Here is an 18,732-nt window from a genome sequence, read left to right on the forward strand (position 1 = left end):
CGATAGCCTGTCGTGGTGACTGCCGTGCCGACCCCGTACGAAGACCTCCTCCGCCTGGTGCTCGACACCGGCACGCCCAAGGCCGACCGCACGGGCACCGGGACGCGCAGCCTGTTCGGGCACCAGATGCGCTTCGACCTCTCGCAGGGCTTTCCGCTGATCACCACCAAGAAGGTGCACCTGAAGTCCATCGTGTACGAGCTGCTGTGGTTCCTGCGCGGCGACTCGAACGTCAAGTGGCTGCAGGAGCACGGCGTCACGATCTGGGACGAGTGGGCCGACGCCGACGGCGAGCTCGGTCCCGTCTACGGGGTGCAGTGGCGCTCCTGGCCCGCCCCCGACGGCGGGCACATCGATCAGATCACCAAGGCGATCGACACGATCCGAACCGACCCCGACTCGCGGCGCATCGTGGTCTCCGCGTGGAACGTCGGCGAGATCGACCGGATGGCGCTCGCGCCGTGCCACGCGTTCTTCCAGTTCCACGTCGCCGACGGCAAGCTCAGCTGCCAGCTGTACCAGCGCAGCGCCGACCTGTTCCTCGGCGTGCCGTTCAACATCGCCAGCTATGCGCTGCTGACCCACATGGTGGCCCAGCAGACCGACCTCGAGCCGGGCGAGTTCGTGTGGACGGGCGGGGACTGCCACATCTACGACAACCACGTCGAGCAGGTCACCGAGCAGCTCTCCCGCGCGCCCTACCCGTATCCCACCCTGGAGCTGAACCGGCGCGGGTCGATCTTCGACTACGAGTACGAGGACGTGCAGATCACCGGGTACCGGCACCACCCGCCGATCAAGGCGCCGGTCGCGGTATGACGGAGACGGGCGACATCGTCCTGATCTGGGCGCAGGACCGCGACGGCGGCATCGGCCGTGACGGCGCGATCCCGTGGCGCATCCCCGAGGACATGGCGCACTTCCGGGCCGCGACGACGGGTAAACCGGTGATCATGGGCCGGCTGACGTGGGAGTCGCTGCCGCCGCGGTTCCGGCCGCTGCCCGGCCGGCGCAACATCGTCGTCACCCGCGACCCGGCCTGGTCGGACGCGGGCGCCGAGGTGGCCCACGGCGTGCCGGAGGCCCTGGCGCTCGCCGGCGGCGGTGACGTCTGCGTCATCGGCGGCGGCCAGATCTACGCGCAGGCCATGCCGCATGCGACGCGGCTGCTCGTCACGGAGGTGGACCTCGAGGTCGGCGCGGACGCCTTCGCCCCGCGGATCGGTCCCGGGTGGACGGCCGTGGACGTCGGCGCGCGGCAGGAATCCGGCGACGGAATCGGGTTCCGCTTCGTCCGGTACGCGCGAACCTGACCGGTGGCGCGCCCGGTGGGCCATACTGCGAGGGCGTACCCCGACCAGGAAGGGCTGCCATGGACAAGCTTTCCCTCACGGCTCTGGCGCGACAGCAACTGAAGCTGGCGGCGGCATCGAGCAGCGGCCGCAGCTCGCAGACCATCTTGGGCGGGCACGCCAAGCATCTGCGGCAGACGATGGTGGCACTGCTGGCCGGCCACGAACTCGCCGAGCACGACGGCCCCGGCGAGGGGTCGCTGCAGGTGCTCGGCGGGCGGCTGTCCCTGATCGCCGGCGACGACTCCTGGAAGGGCTCAACCGGCGACTACCTGGTGCTGCCCACCGTCCGGCACAGCGTCACCGCGCTCGAGGACGTCGTGTTCCTGCTGACCGTGGTCAAGTGACCGCTCCCGCCTGCGGCAGCGCGAGACCGCGGTAGCCGCGGTACCCGGCCCAGGCCAGCCGCCGCTCCCGCCACGGGTCGTACTCCACGCGCGTTGGGTCGTCGAAGATGACGGTGGCGCGGTCGCGCTCGTCGTAGCGCGGCCACGACGGCAGCGGCTCGCCCTCCTGCGCGAAGTGCAGCCACTGACGCTGCACCGTGTCACTCACCGTGCGCAGCGCGCGCCGGCCCCCGGCGACCGTGACCACCCGGCCGAGCGCGGTGTCGGCCTGGCCGAACACGGCGAGCAGCTCGAACGCGTGGGTGGCGTGGAAGCCGGTCCAGCGCAGCAGCGGCGGCGCGTAGTCGAACCGGTAGCTGTAGGTGGGGGCGTGGCGGGCGTGGGCCTGGGCGATCTCGATCGAGGGATGCCAGAACGTGAGATCGCCGCCGAGATCGACGGCCGCGCGGGCCTCCGGGTAGCCGGGATAGGCCGCGACGACGCGCTCCTGGGCCGTGGGATCGGTGAGCCCGAACATCTGCTCGATGCGGAGCTGATTGGTGGGCAGCGCGTCGAGGACCCGCGGGAACAGCGTGCCCTCCCGCGCGTTGGTGCCGATGATCAGCGGAACCCGATGTGCGGCACCGGTTTCGTAGGCTTCGATCGGGGCGGTGGGTAGGTAGTCGCCGTCGATGACGGGACCGAACGCGTGCAGGCCGGGCGTCTGGTGCAGGATGCGCCCGCTGAGCCGCTGGGCGGCGCGGCCGAGCTCCGCCGGGGTCGCGGACTTGAGCGCCGCGACCGCGGAATCTCGTTCTGCGCCGAGCAGTTCGACGAAACGTCGCGCCCACTCGGCCGCGTGGTCGGCGTCGACGACGAGGTTCGGTGCCGAGCTCTGGGCGATGGCGCGGGCGAACAGTCCCGCGGCGGCGGGTGTGGCGAGCAGGGTGGTGACGGCGTTGCCGCCGGCCGATTCGCCGAAGATCGTGATGTTGTCGGGGTCCCCGCCGAAGGCGGCGATGTTGCGGCGCACCCATGCCAGCGCGGCGACCTGGTCGCGCAGCCCCAGGTTCGAGTCGAAAGGCCTTTCTGCCGTGGAGAACTGGGTGAAGTCGAGATAGCCGAGGCTGCCGAGCCGGTAGTTGATCGACACGTAGATGACGTCACCGCGGCGCACCAGCGATTCCCCGCCGTAGAGCGGCATCGCCGTGGTGCCCAGCGTGTAGGCGCCGCCGTGGATGAACACCAGCACCGCCCGCGGCGTCGCGGCGGGCGCCGCGGGCGCCAGCACGTTGAGCGTCAGGCAGTCCTCGCTCGCGGGCTGCTGCTTCCGGAAACCGATCGTCAGGCCGCGCGGGTGCTGGCTCGCCGCGGCGCCGAAGCGGGTGGCATCGCGTTCACCGGTCCACGGTTGCACCGGCTGCGGGGCGCGCAGCCGCAGCGGTCCCACCGGGGGTGCCGCGTAGGGGACGCCGCGCCAGGCGAGGAGGTCGCCGATGCGGGTGCCGCGCAGGGCGCCGTCGGGAACAGTGACAAGGGTCTCAGCCGCCATGCTCGAACTGTACGTGACGCCGAGTCATAGGTGCCGCGGTTACCAGTGCCGGCCGTGCAGCCCGTGGGCGGCGAGCTCGGCGTCGGTGTCCGCGCGCAGGGCGGCCCGGGTGGGGAAGTGCTCGTCGTCGAGCGCGACGAGGGCCAGGGTGTAGCGGTCGCCCTGCCGGCACAGGTACGCGGCGAGCCGGGTGGACGTCGAGGCCCGGGCGGTCGCGAGGCCCGGGTGGACGGCGCGGGTGGCGACGCCGGTGGTGCGGTGCGGGCCGAATCCGTCGAGCACCGGGGGCAGCGGCCCGATGTTGGAGCACAGCAGGTCCCGCTCGCCGGCCCCCGCGGCGAGGCGCGCGGCGAGCCGGTCGGGCAGCAGTTGCAGCACCTCGTCCGGCAGGCCGTGCGGCGCCCCCTCCCGGCGGCGGGTGTACGCCGCACGGGCGCGGTGGCGGATCGAGGCCGGGGTGTCGGACGCGTCGACCACCACCTCGGTCATCGTCACTCCGTTGCCGGCGCCGTCGTCGGGGAGGCCGGGGGCGGCGGTGCGGCCGTCGACGGGCACCGCGATCCGCAGCGGCCAGTCGAGCCCGGCGCGGTGGGCGATGCCCGCGGCGAGCGCGAGGAAGAGGGAGTTGGGGGTGCCGCCGGCCGCGTCCGCCGCGGTGTCCCACGCGGTCGCGTCGACGTCGAGCAGTGCCGTGCGGGCGGGGGAGCGGATCGGGCGGGGCCGCGGGGGCTTCTCGGTGGCGGGGGACCAGCGGGCCCGGCGCATGCCCCGGGCGACGCGCCGGACCAGGCGCGCGGCGTCGCGCACGTCGGAGACACGCGCCGGGTCGGACGGGCGGATCCGCTCGGCCAGCGCGTCGGCGACGGCGTCGATCAGGCCGCGCGCGTCGGCGAGCACGTGCGAGCACACCAGCGAGACGACGGTCCCGCCGCCCTCGACCCGGGTGGCGGTCAGCGCCCATCCCGGTCCGAGTTCGGGGTTGACGTCCACCTCCGCCTGCTGGTCCGCCCAGGCGAGGACGTCGGCGGCGGGGATCGGCTCGGGCGGGTAGCGCAGCGGGTAGCTGTGGTGACCCGGTTCGAGCCGGGGGCGCGCGCCGGGGACGTGCGGGCGCACGACGCGCCGGCCGAGGGGGCTGCGGCCGAGCGCGTCGTGCAGCGAGATCAGCAGGGGGGCGCCGACGGTGTCGCCGGTGCGCCACAGTCCCTGCAGGGCGACGGGCATGCCGAGGCCACGGTGTCTGTGCAGGAAGATCTCGTCCACCACGCTGAGCCGGTTCACCTCCCCGACGGTAGCCGCGATCCTTGACCCAAGCTATGAATCGAGGTTCAATCCTTTCATGGCCTACCGCCGGACCCCCGCCGTGCAGCAACGGCTCGACGCGCAACGCGACGCGATCGCCGACGCCGCGGTGAGCCTGCTGTCCGAACGGGGCTACCAGGGCCTGTCCATCGCGGCCGTCGCCGAGCGGGCCGGCGTTGCCACCGGCAGCGTCTACCGGCACTACGTCGACAAGTCCGAGCTGATGGTGCGCATCTTCCGCAGCCTGTGCGGGCGGGAGGTCGACGCCGTGGTCGCCGCCGCCGAGACGGCACGGCCGGACGGCGCCGCCGCGCAGGTCGCCGCCGTCGTCGAGACCTTCGCCCGTCGCGCCATGCGCAACCCCACCCTGGCCTACGCCCTGCTCGCCGAACCCGTCGACGCGGCCGTCGACGCCGAGCGCCTGGTGCTGCGACGCGCCTTCGCGGCCGCGTTCGAAGGGGCCGTCCGCCGGGGCATCGACTCGGGCGATCTCGCCCCCCGGAACGCGGCCCTCGCCGCCGCCGCCCTCGTCGGCGCTGTCGGCGAGGTCCTCACCGGTCCGCTGCAGTCCGGTGCGGCCGCCGCCGACACCGTTCCCGAACTCGTCGCATTCGCCCTACGCGCAATAGGAGCCCGACAGTGAATTCGCCCGCCCCCACCCGGTGACCTCGCCCGCCCCCCACCCGGTGAACTTTCCCGCCACTCACGAGGTGTTCAACCAGGTCCCGGATCTGGTGCCCTACCAGGCGGCGGCGGACCCGGCGCTGCTCGAGGGCCTGCGCCGCGAGGGCGCGGCCTGGGCCGAGGACGAGGTCCGGGAGATCGGCGCGCTCGCCGGCGGTGTGCGCGCGCAGGACTGGGGCAGGCTCGTCAACGAGTACCCGCCCGTGCTGCGCACCCACGACCGCTACGGGCACCGCATCGACGAGGTCGAGTTCCATCCGCACTGGCACGACCTCATGACGGTGGCCGTCGAGCACGGCATGCACGCGGCGCCGTGGCGCGACCCCCGGGCCGGTGCGCACGTCGCCCGGGCCGCGAAGTTCTACGTGTGGGGCCAGGCGGAGGCGGGACACATGTGCCCGATCTCCATGACGTACGCCGTGATCCCGGCGCTGCGGCACAACCCGGAACTCGCCGCGACGTACGAGCCGCTGCTCGCCGCCCCGCACTACGACTTCGGGCTACGGGAACCGTCCACCAAGCGCGGCCTGATCGCCGGCATGTCCATGACCGAGAAGCAGGGCGGATCGGACGTGCGGGCCAACACGACGACGGCGACCCTCCAGGCGGACGGCAGCTATCGCATCGTCGGGCACAAGTGGTTCACCTCCGCCCCGATGTCGGACCTGTTCCTCACCCTGGCGCAGACCGGGAGCGGCGTCTCGTGCTTCCTGCTGCCGCGGGTGCTTCCCGACGGCAGCCGCAACCGCATCCACATCCAGCGGCTCAAGGACAAGCTCGGGAACAAGTCCAACGCCTCCTCCGAGATCGAATACGAGGGCGCAACCGGCTGGCTCGTCGGTGCGGAGGGCCGCGGCGTCAACACCATCATCGAGATGGTGAACATGACGCGCCTCGACTGCGTCATCGGCTCGGCGACCGGGATGCGCGCGGCGACATTGCGCGCGGTGCATCATGCCCGGCACCGGAAGGCGTTCGGCGCCCTGCTCGTCGACCAGCCGCTCATGCGGAACGTGCTCGCCGACCTGATCGTCGAGTCGGAGGCCGCGACGACCATGATGATGCGGCTCGCCGGCGCGACGGACCGCGCGTCGACCGATCCGCAGGAGGCGGCGCTGCGCCGCATCGCCCTCGCGGTCACCAAGTACTGGGTGTGCAAGCGCGCCCCCGCGCATGCCGCGGAGGCTCTCGAATGCCTCGGCGGCAACGGCTACGCCGAGGAATCCGGGATGCCGCGGCTGTACCGCGAGGCACCGCTCATGTCGATCTGGGAGGGCTCCGGCAACGTCGCCGCCCTCGACGCGTTGCGGGCGATGGTCAAGCAGCCCGAGACCGTGGACGCGTTCTTCGCCGAGCTGCGCCTCGCCGAGGGCGCCGACCCCCGGCTCGACGACGCCGTGGCCCGGGTCGGCAAGGAACTCGCCGACCTCGAGAACGTCGAATACCGGGCCCGCCGGATCGTGGAGCTGATGGCGCTGGTGCTGCAGGGGGCACAGCTCGTGCGCCACGGGCATCCCGCAGTCGCGGACGCCTTCTGCGCCACGCGGCTGGGCGACGACTGGGGCATCGCCCTGGGGACCATGCCGACCGGCGTGGACACCGCGGCGATTCTCGCGCGCATCTGAACAGTGGCGATTCTCGCGCGCATCTGAACAGTGGCGATTCTCGCGCGCATCTGAACAGTGGCGATTCTCGCGCGCATCTGAACAGTGGCGATTCTCGCGCGCATCTGAACAGTGGCGATTCTCGCGCGCATCCGACCGGCGACGATCCGCAGGGGCATACTGGGGTAACGACAACGATCGTCGAGCGAGGCCGGAGCCCCTCATGATCAGCAGCAGCGAATGGCGGGAGTGGGGGGTCCCGGTCGAGGTGGCCGTCACCGAGTGCGCCGCACTGGTGGAGGCCGAAACGCTGGTGCGCGCCGCGATCGCAGAATCCGAGGCGGCCTGCAACCCCCAGCGCGGCGACGCGGAGATCCACGAGGTCAATCTCGCCCAGGGCATTCCCGTGCAGGTCAGTCCGCGGCTGTCGGCGCTGCTGCGCTCGGCGCTCTGGGTCGCCCGGATGACCGACGGGGCGGTGAGCCCCCTGTCGGCCGACGACGCGGGAATCGACGAGGAGGCCACCCCGCCCATCCATCCGCTTCCGGACTACAGCGACATCCACCTCGACGGCGAGACCGTGCTGGCCCCGTTCGGCGTCAACCTCGACATCACCGAAACGGCCAGGGCCGACACGGCCGATCGGGCCGCCGCGACCGTCGCACGCAGTCTCGAATGCGGTGTCCTGGTGCGCATGGGCGACGTGACGGCCACCGCCGGTCACAGCCCCGCCGGGGGCTGGCAGGTGGCCATCCCCGGAGCCGGCACGGTCGAACTTCCGGCGGGCAGCGCGATGGCGACGCGCGTGCGCGCCGCCGAACCCGACGAGGTGGAAGAGAACGGCGGTAACGACGTCTCCGGGCGGTGGGCGCAGGTGACCGTCATCGCCGGGGACGCGCTGTGGGCCGACGCCGCGGCCGCGGCGGCGCTGCGCCGCGGGGCGCCGGCGGTGCGGTGGCTCGAGCAGTACGATCTCGCCGCCCGGCTCGTGGACGGCGGCGGCCGGGTGCACACGACGCGCCGCTGGTCCCGCCCGCACGCCGCCTGAGCGGCGGAGCTTGCGCCCGAATCGGTGAGCTTGCCCCCGTCTCCGCAGTCGGAAACCGGTGCAAGCCCGCCACGAGGGGTGCCTGCTCTACTTCTGACGCCACCGCCGGATGGTGCGGACGAGGGTGTCGGTGGAGGTGTCGCCGGTGTCCGGGTCCGCCGCGCCGGTCAGGGCCGGTGCCAGGGCCAGGGCCTGGGTCTTGCCGAGTTCGACGCCCCACTGGTCGAACGAGTCGATGCCCCAGATCACGCCCTGGACGAAGGTCTGATGCTCGTACAACGCGATCAACTGGCCCAGCGTCGCCGGGGTCAACGCCGGGGCGAGCAGGGTGGTCGAGGGCCGGTTGCCGGGCATCACCTTGTGCGCCACCAACCCCGGGTCGGTGCCGTCGGCGGCGACCTCGGCCGCGGTGCGCCCGAACGCGAGCACCTTCGCCTGGGCGAGCATGTTCGCCAGCAGGATCTGGTGCATGCTGCCGGTCCCGTCCCGGGTGGGCAGGTCCTCGCACGCGGCGGCGAACCCGACGAAATCGGCCGGGATCAGCCGGGTGCCCTGGTGCAGCAACTGGTAGAACGCGTGCTGCCCGTTGGTGCCCGGCTCCCCCCAGAAGATCTCCCCGGTGTCGTGGTCCACCGCGGTGCCGTCCCGCCGCACGCTCTTGCCGTTCGACTCCATGGTCAGCTGCTGCAGATACGCCGGCAGCCGGGCCAGGTCCTGACTGTAGGGCAGCACCGCCCGGGACTGCGCGCCCAGCACCGACGCGTACCACACCCCCAGCAGCCCGAGCAGCACCGGCGCGTTCGCCTCCAGCGGGGCGGTGGCGAAGTGCTCGTCCACGGTGTGCATCCCGGCGAGGAACTCGGCGAAGCGCACCGGGCCGATCGCGCACATCACCGCCAGCCCGATCGCCGAGCCCACCGAGTACCGCCCGCCCACCCAGTCCCAGAACCCGAACATGTTCGCCGGGTCGATGCCGAACTCGGCGACCTTGCTCGCGTTGGTCGACACCGCCACGAAATGCGCCGCGACGGCGTCCTCGCCGAGCGCGGCGACCAGCCAGCGCCGCGCGGCGGTGGCGTTGGTGAGGGTTTCGACGGTGGTGAACGTCTTCGACGCCACCACGAACAGCGTGGTGGCCGGGTCCAGGCCGGTCAGCTGCGCGGTCAGATCCGCCGGGTCGATGTTGGCGACGAACCGCACCGCCGGGCCGTCGGCGTAGTGCCGCAACGCCCGCGCCACCATCGCCGGACCCAGATCCGAGCCGCCGATCCCGATGTTCACCACCGTGGCGATCGGCTCGCCGGTGGCGCCGCGCCAGGTGCCCGAGCGGACCTTCTCGGCGAAGCCGGCCATCGCGTCGAGCACCGCGTGCACCTCGGCGACCACGTCGGTGCCGTCCACGGTCAGCGTCGCCGACCGCGGCAACCGCAGCGCGGTGTGCAGCACCGCCCGGTCCTCGGTGGTGTTGATCCGGTCCCCGGCGAACATCGCATCGCGGCGGGCCTCGAGCCCACACGCCCGGGCCAGCTCCAGCAGCAACCCCACCGTGGTGTCGGTGATCCGATGCTTGCTGTAGTCGATGTACCACTCCCCGACGGTCAGCGAGAACCGCTGCGCCCGCCCCGGATCCGCCGCGAACAACCCCCGCAGATCCACCGCCTCGAGCTCCGAACGGTGCTGGGACAGCTGCTGCCACGGTGCGGTTCGAGTCACGTCGCTCATGAATTCAGAGCCTAGTGCGGGGCCGTAGTTACCGGCGGGTTCGGAATCCGCTCGGGTCGTGGAGCGCATGATGTGGGTCATGGACACCGAAGAACTGATCCGGACCGTACCGACAGAACTGTTCCTCGGCGGGGAGTGGGTGGCCGCAGAGAACGGCGCCACCTTCCCCGTCCACGATCCCGCCACCGGCGACATGCTCACCGACGTCGCCGACGCGAGTCCGGCGGACGCCGTCCGCGCCCTCGACGCCGCGGTGGCCGTCCAGCACGAGTGGGCCGCGACCCCGCCGCGCGAACGTGGCGAACTGCTGCGTTCGGTGTTCGCGAGGATCACCGAACGTGCCGAGGACTTCGCGCTCCTGATGACCCTGGAGATGGGCAAGGCCCTGCCGGAGAGCCGGGCCGAGGCCAAGTACGGTGCCGAGTTCTTCCGCTGGTTCGCCGAGGAGGCGGTGCGGATCGCGGGCCGCTACACCCATGCGCCCGCGGGCAACGGACGGATCCTGGTGACGAAGCAGCCGGTGGGACCGTGCCTGGCGATCACGCCGTGGAACTTCCCGCTCGCGATGGGCACCCGCAAGATCGGTCCCGCCCTCGCTGCGGGCTGCACGATCCTGATGAAGCCCGCGTCGGAGACCCCGCTGACGATGCTGCTGCTCGCCCAGCTGTTCGCCGAGGCCGGCCTGCCGAAGGGGGTGCTGTCCGTGCTGCCGACGTCGCGCGCCGGGGCGGTCACCGGTCCGCTGATCGACGATCCCCGCCTGCGCAAGCTGACCTTCACCGGTTCCACCGGGGTCGGCCGGGCCCTGTCCGAGCGGGCCGGGAAGGCGATGCTGCGCACGTCGATGGAGCTGGGCGGCAACGCGCCGTTCCTGGTGTTCGACGACGCCGACCTCGACGCCGCGGTCGAGGGCGCGCTGGCCGCGAAGCTGCGCAACGGCGGCGAGGCGTGCACGGCCGCGAACCGCTTCCACGTCGCCAACTCGGTGCGAGAGGAGTTCGTGAAGAAGCTGACCGAGCGGATGGCGCAGTACCGGCTCGGGCGCGGCACCGAGCCCGGCACCACACTCGGGCCGCTGATCAACGCCGGCCAGCGGGAGACCGTCGGCGCGCTGGTGCAGGACGCGGTGGGGGCCGGGGCGAGCCTCCGGCTCGGCGGATCCGTCCCCGACGGCCCGGGGTGGTACTACCCGGCGACCGTGCTCGACGGGGTGACGGCCGAGGCCCGGATCCTGCGGGAGGAGGTGTTCGGCCCCGTCGCCGCCGTGGCCGGGTTCGACACCGAGCAGGAGGCGATCGATGCGGCCAACGCCACCGAATACGGACTGGCCGCGTACATCTACACGCAGAGCCTGGACCGGGCGCTGCGGGTGGCCGAGGCCGTCGAGTCCGGCATGGTGGGCGTCAACCGGGGCGTGATCTCCGACGTGGCGGCGCCGTTCGGCGGTGTCAAGGCCTCCGGGCTGGGCCGCGAGGGCGGCAGTGAAGGCATCGAGGAGTACCTCGAGACGAAGTACATCGCGCTGCAGTGACCTGCGCGACGGTGACGCCCCCGAGCGTCGGGACCGACGGGCTCGGGGGCGTACCGGCGGGACTCGGTGACCGAATCGGCCGTGGCCTCGGTGACCCGGACGGCCGTGGCCTCGGTGACCCGGACGGCCGCGGCGTCAGTGACCGAGACGGCCGTGGCCTCAGTGACCGAGACGGCCGCGGCCTCAGTGACCGAGACGGCCGCGGCCGAGCCGCAGCAGCAGCATGGCCAGGGTGTGACCCTCCTGGCCCAGCTCGCTGAAGCGCTCGAGAACCTTCATCTCGCGGCTGTGCACCAGGCGGGTACCGCCGGAGGCCATGCGGGTCTGGCCGATGATGCGCGAGACCTCGGTGCGGCGTTTGACCGCCGCCAGGATCTCGGAGTCGAGCCGGTCGATCTCTTTGCGGAGCTCGTCGATCTCCGCCTCGGTGGTGGGCAGGGCAGCGTCGGATGCGCTGGCTCCGGAACCGGCGGCCTCGGTGTTGGTGCTCATGTCGTCTCCTCGCGTCAGCTCTGGGATCGCTTCGGATACTGCGGGCGTTACCGGTCCGGCCGTCGGCTCGGGACTTCGGTGGCGCAGCAGCCGAAGCCTCGGGTGTGGTCAGGCCTCGGTCATCGGCTCTCACACCGATGGAAGTGTCGCCGATAGTGGCGACGTGGAGCGCATGACATGACGTTCAGTTTGCCACCCGTCCCCGAACCGGCCAAGTAAGGCATACCTGCCGAATCGCCCCGGCCCGGCCGGCACGGCTGTCGGCGATCGCCGGTAGTTTGGTACCACGATGAACACACCCGTTGCCTCCGGCCGTCCCGTCCCCGCGTCGAACTCGGGGGTGCGGGCGATGACCCCCGACGCGCTGCTCGAGGGACTCAATCCCCAGCAACGGGAGGCCGTGACCCACACGGGGTCTCCGCTGCTCATCGTCGCGGGGGCCGGCTCCGGCAAGACGGCGGTGCTGACCCGGCGCATCGCGTACCTGCTGGGTGAGCGTGGGGTGGCGCCGGGCCAGATCCTGGCGATCACGTTCACCAACAAGGCGGCCGCCGAGATGCGCGAGCGCGTCGCCCACCTCGTCGGTCCGCGCGCGAACAGCATGTGGGTGTCGACGTTCCATTCGAGCTGCGTGCGGATCCTGCGGGCGCAGTCGGCGCTGCTGTCGGGGATGAACTCGAACTTCACCATCTACGACGCGGACGACTCCCGGCGGCTGCTCACCATGATCGCCAAGGATCTCGACCTCGACGTCAAGCGGTATTCCGCGCGGCTGCTGGCGACGCACATCTCCAATCTCAAGAACGAGCTGATCGGCCCCGAGGAGGCCGCGGCCGACGCGGACCGCGAGGCGGCGGAACTGCCGCGGATCGTCGCGCGGGTCTACGCGCACTACCAGCAGCGGCTGCGTGCGGCCAACGCCTTCGACTTCGACGACCTGATCGGCGAGACGGTGGCACTGTTGCAGGCGCATCCGCAGGTGGCGGAGTACTACCGCCGACGGTTCCGCCACGTTCTCGTCGACGAATACCAGGACACCAACCACGCGCAGTACGTGCTCGTGCGCACGCTCGTGGGCGGTGCGGACGACACCGTGACGGACGATGCGGTCGCGCCGGGGGAGCTGTGTGTCGTCGGCGATGCCGACCAGTCCATCTACGCGTTCCGCGGCGCGACGATCCGCAACATCGAGGAGTTCGAACGCGACTATCCCGACGCTCGCACGATCCTGCTCGAGCAGAACTACCGTTCCACGCAGAACATCCTCTCGGCGGCCAACGCGGTGATCGCGCGCAACACCGGACGACGGGAGAAGCGGTTGTGGACGGACTCCGGCGCGGGGGAACCGATCACCGGGTACGTCGCCGACAACGAGCACGACGAGGCGCAGTTCGTGGCCGCGGAGATCGACCGGCTCGTCGACGCCGGTGAGGCCAGGTTCGCCGACGTCGCGGTGTTCTACCGCACCAACAACTCCTCCCGTGCCCTCGAGGACGTGTTCATCCGGCACGGCGTGCCCTACCGGGTGGTCGGCGGCGTGCGCTTCTACGAGCGCAAGGAGGTCCGCGACCTCGTCGCGTACCTGCGGGTGCTCGCCAACCCGGACGACACGGTCAGCCTGCGCCGTATTCTCAACACCCCCCGTCGCGGCATCGGCGACCGCGCGGAGGCCTGCGTGGCGGTGCACGCCGAACGCACGGCGGTCGGGTTCGGCCGGGCCCTGCGCGACGCGGCCGAGGGCACCGTGCCCCTGCTGAACACCCGCTCGCAGAAGGCCATCGCCGCGTTCGTCGACCTCATGGACGAGCTGCGGGGGATGCTCACCGAGACCGACGCCGACGGCAACGACCTCGTCGACATCGGCGACGTCGTCGAGGCGGTCCTCGACCGCACCGGTTACCGCGCCGAGCTCGAGGCCAGCGACGACCCGCAGGACGGCACGCGGCTCGACAATCTCAACGAGTTGGTCAGCGTGGCAAGGGAATTCAGTTCGGATGCCCGCAATGCCGCGGGTCTCGAGGAGGAACGGGAGGGCGCGGAGGGGGAGCCCGAGCCCGGCTCGCTCGCCGCGTTCCTCGAACGGGTGTCGCTGGTGGCCGACGCCGACCAGATCCCCGAGGAGGGCGACGGGGTCGTCACCCTGATGACGCTGCACACCGCCAAGGGTCTCGAGTTCCCGGTGGTGTTCGTGACCGGGTGGGAGGACGGGCAGTTCCCGCACATGCGAGCGCTCGGCGACCCGGCCGAGCTGTCGGAGGAACGGCGCCTGGCCTATGTCGGGCTCACCCGCGCGCGGCAGCGCCTCTACCTGAGCCGGGCGGTGCTGCGCTCGGCCTGGGGGCAGCCGGTGACCAATCCGGAATCGCGCTTCCTGCAAGAGATTCCGCAGGAACTCGTGGAGTGGCGCCGGGAGGATCCGGGGGTGGCCGGTGGTCACGCCATCGGAGCCGGCCGGGGCCGGGGCGGCTACGGCGGAGTCGGCTCCGGCTTCGGGGGCGGAGCGTCCCGGTTCGGCGACGACCGGCAGTCGACACCGAGTTTCGGGGCCGCGCGCTCGCGCAACAACCATCTCGTGCTCGCCGTCGGCGACCGGGTCAGCCACGACAAGTACGGCCTCGGCACGGTCCTCGAGACCCGCGGCTCCGGGCCGACGGCGACGGTGGTCATCGACTTCGGCAGCGCCGGGAAGGTGCGGCTGATGCTCGTCGGCGGCGTGCCGATGGTCAAGCTTTGACCCCGGGTTCCCGGCCGGACGCGAAACGGGCCCCGCACCAGCCGGTGCGGGGCCCGTTTCGCGAGAAGCGCCGGAGGTCAGTCGTTCCGGATGCCGAGGGAGATGCCGCGGGTCGCGAGCCAGGGCAGCGGGTCGATCTTGTCGATGCCGTTGAGGTGCACCTCGAAGTGCAGGTGCGGGCCGGTCGACTGGCCGCGGTTGCCCATGGTGGCGATCTGGTCGCCGGCCATGACCTGCTGACCGACCGTCACCATGGACTGGTCGATGTGGCCGTAGACGGTGACGGTGCCGTCCGCGTGGCGCAGGCGCACCCACATGCCGAAGCCGGACGCCGGACCGGAGTCGATGACGGTGCCGTCGGCGACCGCGAGGATCGGGGTCCCGATCGGACCGGCGATGTCCACCCCGGCGTGGAGGGTGCCCCAGCGGGCACCGTAGCTGGAGGTGAAGACGCCGGCGGCCGGAAGGACGAACAGCGGGCGGCGGGCAGCGGCCTCGCGGGCGGCGCGCTCCTCGCTGAACCGCTGGCCCTTGGCGAGCAGGTTCGAGAACTGGGAGAGGTCGTTCGGGTCCGCGATGTTGAGGACCTGCGGGGCCTGGGACGGGGCGGCGCCCTCGGACTCGGTCTCCGGGGCGAACTGCGCGGCCTGCGGCACCGCGGTGGCGGTGATGACGTGCGAGTCGGTGGCGTCCGCGGCGAGGGCGACCTCGGAGTGCTCGGACTCCTGGGCGGGGCCGCTGGCGGCGGCCTGGCCCGCGGCGACGACGGCGCCGGCGGCGACCGCGAGGACCGCGGCGCGGCCCTTGAGGGCGGCGGGGGGAGTGGGAACCCGGTGGGCGCCGCCGCGACGAGTGGGGGCGGCCAGATCGCCGTCGGGTGATCCGGGGGCGGTGAGCGGCTCGGCCGGCTCGGTGCCATAGAATTCGTACTGCTCGGTGGTACTGGTGTTGCGGAAGTTCACAATGCTCGAGACGTCTAGATCGTCCGCCGGGCCCTCGTCGAGGTAACGCTCGTGCGGCTGCCAGTGGCCCGGATAGAGATGGTCGGTGGCCTCCGTGGACTCGAAGTCACCGAACCCGCTGCCGGGACGGCTGTCGGCGCGTGGAGTGCAAGTGTGCATCGACTGCCGTCCTCCGTTCGTGACCTGACCGTTATTCGGACCGAAGCGACGGTAACGAAACGATCGCAAGCGTGGCAACCCAAACGGGCTGGAAATCGGGCCTTGTGACTGGCATCACAGTTTGAGCTGGGCGTATATGGAAACGTTCCTTCGGTTACGGCGCGATACCGAATATTCACGGTGTGTCACGCCGCGATGAATCGGAACGTCGCCGTAGCGTCGGGGCGTGCCGAGCCGCCCGCCCGTCCTCGTCGCCGCGTTCGTCCTGTCCGTGCTCGGCGCCATCGCCGTGGCGGTCGCGCCGTTCCTGCCGGCGGTCCGCGCCGACGCCGGGCCCGTCGGCGCCGCCCTCGGCGCCGCGACGCTCGTCGCCGTCGCCGCCGCGCTCGCGGTGCCCGTCGGCGCGGTGAGTCTCGCCCGTCGGCCCGGGCCCCTCGCCGGAATCCGGGCCGGCGCGCTGCTTGCGGGGGCCGGGTTCGTCGCACTCGGCGCGGCCCTGCTCGACGTCGCGCTGTTCACCGACGCCCTCGACGCCGACCGGCTCGAGCTCTTCCGGCCCCTCACAGCCGCCGGCCTCACGGCGGGCCCGGGCGCGGGCGTCGTCCTCGCCGGCCATCTCGCCGCGGTCGGCGCCGGAGTCCTCGGGGCCGTCGCGGTCCGGCGGCTCGTGGCCGACCCCGCACACGTGCCCGGCGAGGACGGCCCGGTGGGTGTGCGCGTCGGGGCCCCGGCGGCGACCGCGGTGGCGGTGGCGGCCCTGGTCGCGGCCGGTGCGCTCCTCGCCCCGCCCTTCGTCTCGGACGACCCGGTGCTGCTCGGCCCCGGCGTCCTCGACGCCACCACGGCCACCGCGATCGGTTCCCTGGCCGCCGCGGTCGCGGTGGTGCTGACGGCGACGTGGGCGCTGGTGACCGGTTCGCCGGCTGCCGCGACGGGCCTGGTGGCGGGTGCGGGGCTCGGTGCGCTCGGCATCCTGGGCCCGCGCCTGGCGGCGGGCCTCACCGGTGAGCGGCTCGCGCCGTCGCCCGGTGCCGCCGTCGGGGTGGTCGCCGCCGTCGCCCTCGTCGCGGCCGCGGTCGCACTGCCCCGGCTCGTCGCCCGGTCCGCCCGCGCCGCAGGGCCGGTGCCCAGGGCGGTCACGTCCGTCCCGGCGATGCTGCGCCGGCACGTCACCGCGGGCGTCGCGGGGATTGCCACCGGCGTCGTCGCGACGGCGGGTGCGCTGCTGCCCACCCTGTCGGTCCCGGCCGGGGCGCCGGCGCCCGACCTGCCGGCCACTCGCCTGCTGCTCGCCGCAGGCCTGCTCGTGCTGGCGCTGAGCGTGTGGCTGCTGCTCTCCGAATTCGCCGCCCCGCTGCGGCCCGCCGTCGCGGTGCCGGTCGTCGCGGTGGTCACCGCCGCCGGGGCGGTGCTGCAGTCCTGGGTGCTCGCCGCGGACCTGCCCGGCGTCGGTGCCGGGCCGGGCGCGTGGCTGGCCGGCGCCGCGATCCTGGGGGCGGCGGCGACGGGGGTGCTCGTCGTGCTGGCCGGGGGTGCGGAACGCGACGGCATCGACACCTCCGTAGAACGGATCGCCGGGCCGGTCGTGCGCGCGGTGGGCGCGGCTGCGGCTCTCGTCGCCGGTGCCGGTGTGCTGTTGCCGGTGCAGCCCGGGGCCGGTTCGGTCCTGGACTATCCGTGGGGCTACGACGTGTGGGGGCGGGTGCTGCTCGCCGTCGCGGTGGTCGCAGCGGTGCTGGTCGCAGCGCGGTCGCGGCCGGCCCGGGGCGGTGTGCTGCTGCTCGGCGCGGCGGCGTCGGTGGCCCTGTATGCGGCGTCGTGGTTGCTCGTGCGGAGCCCGGAGCAGGAGCCGGTGAACGGCGTCCTCACACTGCCTGCAATCCTTGGGGTGGTGTTCCTCCTGGCTGCGGCGTGGCTCACAATCCGGGAGGAAAATCCGTGAGGTACCCCTCGGGCCCTTCGCTCCGGTGACATGCGACACATACCAGGAGTGCGGGCGTTTGGTGGGACTTCCGACTAGTTACAGTCCGAACGGACCCGCTCATACCCCTCGAGCGGGCGTCAACGCAGACGAGACGGTGAGCAGATGGATCTCTTCGAATACCAGGCGAAGGAACTCTTCGCCAAGCATGGTGTGCCGACGTCGCTGGGTCGTGTGACCGACACGGCCGACGATGCCAAGGCGATCGCCGAGGAAATCGGTAAGCCTGTGATGGTCAAGGCCCAGGTCAAGACCGGTGGTCGTGGCAAGGCCGGTGGCGTGAAGTACGCCGCCACCCCCGAGGATGCGAAGACCCACGCCGAGAACATCCTCGGCCTCGACATCAAGGGTCACATCGTCAAGAAGCTGCTGGTCGCCGAGGCCAGCGACATCGCCGAGGAGTACTACATCTCCTTCCTGCTCGACCGGGCCAACCGCACCTACCTGGCCATGTGCTCGGTCGAGGGCGGCATGGAGATCGAGGAGGTCGCGGCCACCAAGCCCGAGCGTCTCGCCAAGGTTCCCGTGGACGCCGTCAAGGGTGTCGACCTCGCGTTCGCGCGCAGCATCGCCGAGCAGGGCCACCTGCCCGCCGACGTGCTCGACGCCGCGGCCGTGACCATCCAGAAGCTGTGGGAGGTCTTCGTCGCCGAGGACGCCACCCTGGTCGAGGTCAACCCGCTCGTGCGCACCCCCGACGATCAGATCCTCGCCCTCGACGGCAAGGTCACCATCGACGAGAACGCGGGCTTCCGCCACCCCGAGCACGCCGAGCTCGAGGACAAGGACTCCACCGATCCGCTCGAGGCCAAGGCCAAGGAGCACGACCTGAACTACGTCAAGCTCGACGGCCAGGTCGGCATCATCGGCAACGGCGCGGGCCTGGTCATGTCGACCCTCGACGTCGTCGCGTACGCCGGTGAGAAGCACGGCGGCGTCAAGCCCGCCAACTTCCTCGACATCGGTGGCGGCGCGTCCGCCGAGGTCATGGCCGCCGGCCTGGACGTCATCCTGAACGACGGCCAGGTCGAGAGCGTGTTCGTCAACGTCTTCGGTGGCATCACCGCGTGCGACGCGGTCGCCAACGGCATCGTCAAGGCGCTGGAGATCCTCGGCGACGAGGCCAACAAGCCGCTGGTCGTCCGCCTGGACGGCAACAACGTCGAGGCGGGCCGCAAGATCCTGGCCGACGCCAACCACCCGCTGGTCACGCTGGTCGGAACCATGGACGAGGCCGCTGACAAGGCCGCCGAGCTGGCGCACGCCGCGAAGTAAGGACACAC

15 protein-coding genes are annotated in these 18,732 nt (G+C 72.1%); 10 read left to right on the plus strand and 5 right to left on the minus strand.

Annotated elements, in window-relative coordinates; translation table 11 throughout:
* Window positions 1-24 precede the first annotated feature (24 nt).
* From ISO16_RS24195 to ISO16_RS24205, 3 genes are read left to right on the plus strand one after another with little or no spacing between them, the layout of a single operon-like run.
* Entirely contained in the window at window positions 25-819 is a 795-nt protein-coding gene (locus ISO16_RS24195; protein ID WP_006933254.1) for a thymidylate synthase, read from the plus strand.
* A complete protein-coding gene (locus tag ISO16_RS24200; protein ID WP_029541961.1) occupies window positions 816-1,313 on the plus strand; it encodes a dihydrofolate reductase in 498 nt (165 codons plus the stop codon). The genes ISO16_RS24195 and ISO16_RS24200 overlap by 4 nt, the downstream gene beginning before the upstream one ends.
* Window positions 1,314-1,372: 59 nt before the next feature.
* On the plus strand, window positions 1,373-1,699 hold the full coding sequence (locus ISO16_RS24205; protein ID WP_006933250.1) for a cupin domain-containing protein: 327 nt from the start codon (window positions 1,373-1,375) through the stop codon (window positions 1,697-1,699).
* On the opposite strand, the gene ISO16_RS24210 is transcribed toward ISO16_RS24205, so the two are convergent.
* Complete coding sequence (locus ISO16_RS24210; protein WP_072634554.1) at window positions 1,692-3,230, minus strand: carboxylesterase/lipase family protein; 1,539 nt, start codon at window positions 3,228-3,230, stop codon at window positions 1,692-1,694. The genes ISO16_RS24205 and ISO16_RS24210 overlap by 8 nt on opposite strands.
* A 39-nt stretch (window positions 3,231-3,269) precedes the next feature.
* Window positions 3,270-4,511, minus strand: coding sequence for a hypothetical protein (locus ISO16_RS24215; RefSeq protein ID WP_072634555.1), 1,242 nt, complete (start codon window positions 4,509-4,511; stop codon window positions 3,270-3,272).
* Between the two features lie 58 nt (window positions 4,512-4,569).
* On the opposite strand from ISO16_RS24215, the gene ISO16_RS24220 reads away from it, so the two are divergent.
* The 3 genes from ISO16_RS24220 (at window position 4,570) to ISO16_RS24230 (ending at window position 7,868) form a co-directional block, all read left to right on the plus strand.
* Window positions 4,570-5,175 carry a TetR/AcrR family transcriptional regulator gene (locus ISO16_RS24220; RefSeq protein WP_029541968.1) on the plus strand — a complete coding sequence of 202 codons (606 nt, stop codon included), beginning with the start codon at window positions 4,570-4,572 and terminating at the stop codon, window positions 5,173-5,175.
* Between the two features lie 43 nt (window positions 5,176-5,218).
* Window positions 5,219-6,841 carry an acyl-CoA dehydrogenase family protein gene (locus tag ISO16_RS24225; protein ID WP_072634556.1) on the plus strand — a complete coding sequence of 541 codons (1,623 nt, stop codon included), beginning with the start codon at window positions 5,219-5,221 and terminating at the stop codon, window positions 6,839-6,841.
* A 202-nt stretch (window positions 6,842-7,043) separates the two neighbouring features.
* On the plus strand, window positions 7,044-7,868 hold the full coding sequence (locus ISO16_RS24230) for an FAD:protein FMN transferase (RefSeq protein WP_072634557.1): 825 nt from the start codon (window positions 7,044-7,046) through the stop codon (window positions 7,866-7,868).
* 87 nt (window positions 7,869-7,955) lie between these two features.
* Here ISO16_RS24230 and pgi read toward each other — a convergent pair whose 3' ends face one another.
* A complete protein-coding gene (gene pgi / locus ISO16_RS24235; protein WP_075288591.1) occupies window positions 7,956-9,590 on the minus strand; it encodes a glucose-6-phosphate isomerase in 1,635 nt (544 codons plus the stop codon).
* Between the two features lie 79 nt (window positions 9,591-9,669).
* Between pgi and ISO16_RS24240 the strand changes: the two genes are divergently transcribed.
* Window positions 9,670-11,121: an NAD-dependent succinate-semialdehyde dehydrogenase gene (locus ISO16_RS24240; RefSeq protein ID WP_072634642.1), complete on the plus strand. Its 1,452-nt coding sequence runs from the start codon at window positions 9,670-9,672 to the stop codon at window positions 11,119-11,121.
* Between the two features lie 183 nt (window positions 11,122-11,304).
* Here ISO16_RS24240 and ISO16_RS24245 read toward each other — a convergent pair whose 3' ends face one another.
* Window positions 11,305-11,613 (minus strand): chorismate mutase, encoded by a 309-nt coding sequence (locus tag ISO16_RS24245; RefSeq protein ID WP_029541984.1) that lies wholly within the window; start codon window positions 11,611-11,613, stop codon window positions 11,305-11,307.
* A gap of 289 nt (window positions 11,614-11,902) precedes the next feature.
* Between ISO16_RS24245 and pcrA the strand changes: the two genes are divergently transcribed.
* The gene (gene pcrA / locus ISO16_RS24250; protein WP_065922907.1) at window positions 11,903-14,347 is read left to right on the plus strand and encodes a DNA helicase PcrA; all 2,445 of its coding nucleotides are present in this window, start codon (window positions 11,903-11,905) and stop codon (window positions 14,345-14,347) included.
* Window positions 14,348-14,424: 77 nt separating this feature from the next.
* Here the strand turns inward: pcrA and ISO16_RS24255 are convergent, their stop codons facing one another.
* A complete protein-coding gene (locus ISO16_RS24255; RefSeq protein WP_065922906.1) occupies window positions 14,425-15,468 on the minus strand; it encodes a M23 family metallopeptidase in 1,044 nt (347 codons plus the stop codon).
* Between the two features lie 226 nt (window positions 15,469-15,694).
* Between ISO16_RS24255 and ISO16_RS24260 the strand changes: the two genes are divergently transcribed.
* Window positions 15,695-17,410 (plus strand): hypothetical protein, encoded by a 1,716-nt coding sequence (locus tag ISO16_RS24260; RefSeq protein ID WP_072634586.1) that lies wholly within the window; start codon window positions 15,695-15,697, stop codon window positions 17,408-17,410.
* A 144-nt stretch (window positions 17,411-17,554) separates the two neighbouring features.
* Window positions 17,555-18,724 carry an ADP-forming succinate--CoA ligase subunit beta gene (sucC, locus tag ISO16_RS24265; RefSeq protein WP_006945023.1) on the plus strand — a complete coding sequence of 390 codons (1,170 nt, stop codon included), beginning with the start codon at window positions 17,555-17,557 and terminating at the stop codon, window positions 18,722-18,724.
* The last annotated feature ends 8 nt before the right edge of the window (window positions 18,725-18,732 follow it).

Origin of the sequence: Rhodococcus sp. M8 (genome assembly GCF_015654185.1) — a bacterium.
Classification (GTDB): domain Bacteria; phylum Actinomycetota; class Actinomycetes; order Mycobacteriales; family Mycobacteriaceae; genus Rhodococcus; species Rhodococcus aetherivorans.